Genomic DNA, 2,670 nt, shown 5'->3' on the forward strand with positions numbered 1-2,670 from the left:
ATGAGTGCGGCGAGACCGGCGAGCAGCGGGATGGCGATGGCGGCTGCGATGATGACGGTGTTCAGCAGCGCGGCCTGGCGCTCGGCGCCCTCGGCGTCCTTCGCCGCCTGGAGTGCCGCCTGCGCCGCCTCGGAACTGGTCTGGTTGAAGGCGACGAGCTCGACGGCGATCGAGTCGCCGCGGTCGGTGTCGATCCCTGCGGCGGTCTCGACGAGGTCGCTCAGCTGCGCGGTGCTCAGGTCGCCGCCCGCACCGGCGTCGACGGCCACGGACACCGACTGCCGCAGCAGCGAGCCGGCGGGTGTCGAGGTGCTCTGCGTGCTCTTGTTGACCGCGTTGGTCTTCGAGGTCTCCGTCGACTCGGAGGTGCCGTCGCCCCCGGCCGAGGGGACCGCGATGTTGTCGGGGCCCAGCACGCCGGCGTTCGAGCTCGAGCCGTTCTGCGTGTCGGTCCTGGTCTGCTCTGTCAACGGGGGCGCGCCCTCGGCGGGCGTGTAGGTCTCCTCGACGCGCTCGTTGACGGAGTGGTCGATCTCGGCGACCACGGTCACCTTGGCGTTGCCGGGGCCGACGACCGTGTCGAGCATCTGCTGCACGTTCGCGGTCACCCGTGCTTCGTAGTCGCTGGCCTGCTGGTCGATGCCGCCGGTCGTGCCGACGCCGGCGGCCGAGAGGGTCTGGCCGCTCTGATCCACCACGGCCACGTTCTCCGGCTTCATGCCGCTGACCGCGGCCGAGGTCAGATGCACGATCGCCTCGACCTGCTTCGGGGAGAGCGTCGAGTTGCCCGAGGTCTCCACGAACACGGAAGCCGTGGGGTCGACGGTCTCGGAGACGAACACGCTCTCCTCGGGGATGGCGAGCTGCACCGACGCGGCCGTCACGCCCTTGATCGAGGAGATGGTGGCGGCGAGCTCGCCCTCGATCGCGCGCTTGAAGGTCACCGACTGCTGGAACTCGCTCGTCGTGACGCCCATCTTGTCCAACAGCGAGTACCCGCCGGAGCTCGCGCCGGGAAGACCGGCGGACGCTGCGGCCAGGCGCTGGTCGTACACGTCCTTCTCGGGCACGAGCACCGTCGCTCCGCCGTCCGCCAGTTCGTACGGCACCGACGACGAGCGCAGCTGCTCGACCACGGCGTTCGCGTCGGAGGCGCTCATGCCGGAGAACAGTGGGGTGTAGGTCGGGCGGGTGAGCCAGCTGGAGAGCGCGACGATCCCGAGGGCGAGCACGGCGACGCCGATGATCGCGATCGTGCGCTGCGCGAGCGAGAAGCCCGCGATCACGCGCCCGATCCGCTGGAACACGTTGGTGACGGCCTGGGGCATCAGGCTTGCATCCGCATGATCTCGTTGAACGCGTCGACGCCCTTGTTGCGCACGGCGGCTACGAGCTCGAGGGTGACGGCGGCCCTCGACGACGCGATCATCGCCGAGTGGATGTCATCGAGGTCTCCGGTCACCGCGGCGACCTTGAGCTTGTCCGACTCCGACTGCAGCGTGCGCAGCTCGTCGATGGCGCCGGTGACACTGTTCGCGAACGCCGTGTCGTCGGTGGCCTTCGCGGGGGCGACGGCGGGAGGGGCGAGCGTGAAACTCGAGGAGATGGCTTCGATGCCGGGGAGTGCGGCCATCAGCTGCGTCCGATCTGCAGGGCGGATTCGTAGGAGTTGCGGGCGCGGTCGACGATGGCGGCGCTCGCCTGGTAGCCGCGCTGCGCGAGGATCAGCTGGCTCATCTGGTCGCCGAGGTCGATGTCCGGATAGCGCACGTAGCCGTCTGCGTCGGCGAGCGGGTGGTCGGGCTGGTGCACCAGACGTCCCTGTGCACTGCCCTGGGCGGTGCCGGCGACGTACACGCCGGGGGACTGGTCGCTCGTCTGGGCGAGGATGTACCGTGCGCGGAATGCCGCACCGTTGCTGGGAGCGGCGGTGTTGATGTTGGCGATGTTGTCGCTGATGGCGTCGAGCCACTTGCGGTGCACGGTCAGGCCGGTGCCGGCGATGCCGATCGCGTCGAAGGTCATGAGGTCCTCATCGCGGTGCGCATCGATGTGAACGAGCCGTTCACGGCCTGCGTGGCGAACTGGTAGCGCAGCATCGTGTCGATGCTGGAAAGGGTCTCGGTATCGAGGTTGACGTTGTTGCCGTTGAGGCGCGTGGGCTCGAGCGAGGTGCCGACCGTCGCCCCGACCCGTCCATCACCCGCATCGATCGACCGGGCGAGAGCCTGCTCGAACTGCACGCGCTTGGCGTGATAGTTCGGGGTGTTGATGTTGGCGATGTTGTCGGAGATCGCGCGCTGGCGCTGCGCGAGGCCGTCGAGCGCGCTCGTCAGCGCGTTCATGGTCACAGAATCGAACACGAAACCGGCTCCCCGTGTGTGGGTGGTATGGCCGATCCATGGCCGAAAATTGCGAGCCATCCGTGCTCTCCCTGCTCTATCGGCAGGGTTCAGCGCGACGTTAGGGAGCGAGCTCACCCATCGACGTCGAGGTAGGCAGGCTCCTCCGGCCGACGGGTGCTGGGGATGCGGCTCACGGCGCCGAGATGCCGGCGCATGCCGTCGAGGTCGGAGCGGGCACGGTCCATCGCTGAGCGCTGGAGGTCGATCACCCGCCGGGCGCGGTCAGCGAGCTCGGCGGGAAGCGGCGTGCTCGGCGGCGTCCACG

At 69.0% G+C, this 2,670-nt stretch carries 4 protein-coding genes and 1 pseudogene; all 5 read right to left on the bottom strand.

Annotation, left to right across the window (positions count from 1 at the left end; translation table 11 throughout):
- Positions 1 to 1,328, bottom strand: a 1,328-nt coding sequence (gene fliF / locus DSP71_RS00020) for a flagellar basal-body MS-ring/collar protein FliF (RefSeq protein ID WP_113680057.1), incomplete at its 3' end; no start/stop codon positions are given.
- Positions 1,328 to 1,633 (bottom strand): flagellar hook-basal body complex protein FliE, encoded by a 306-nt coding sequence (fliE, locus tag DSP71_RS00025; protein WP_046747397.1) that lies wholly within the window; start codon positions 1,631 to 1,633, stop codon positions 1,328 to 1,330. The genes fliF and fliE, both read right to left, overlap by 1 nt.
- Positions 1,633 to 2,025 (bottom strand): flagellar basal body rod protein FlgC, encoded by a 393-nt coding sequence (locus tag DSP71_RS00030; protein ID WP_021198933.1) that lies wholly within the window; start codon positions 2,023 to 2,025, stop codon positions 1,633 to 1,635. Before DSP71_RS00030 ends, fliE begins: the two co-directional genes overlap by 1 nt.
- Positions 2,022 to 2,363, bottom strand: a complete 342-nt coding sequence (locus tag DSP71_RS00035; RefSeq protein ID WP_046747398.1) for a flagellar basal body protein — start codon at positions 2,361 to 2,363, stop codon at positions 2,022 to 2,024. The genes DSP71_RS00030 and DSP71_RS00035 overlap by 4 nt, the downstream gene beginning before the upstream one ends.
- A 113-nt stretch (positions 2,364 to 2,476) precedes the next feature.
- A pseudogene (locus tag DSP71_RS00040) lies at positions 2,477 to 2,670 on the bottom strand (hypothetical protein); the annotation flags it as partial.

This window comes from Microbacterium sp. H6, assembly GCF_003314775.1.
GTDB classification, from domain to species: domain Bacteria; phylum Actinomycetota; class Actinomycetes; order Actinomycetales; family Microbacteriaceae; genus Microbacterium; species Microbacterium oxydans.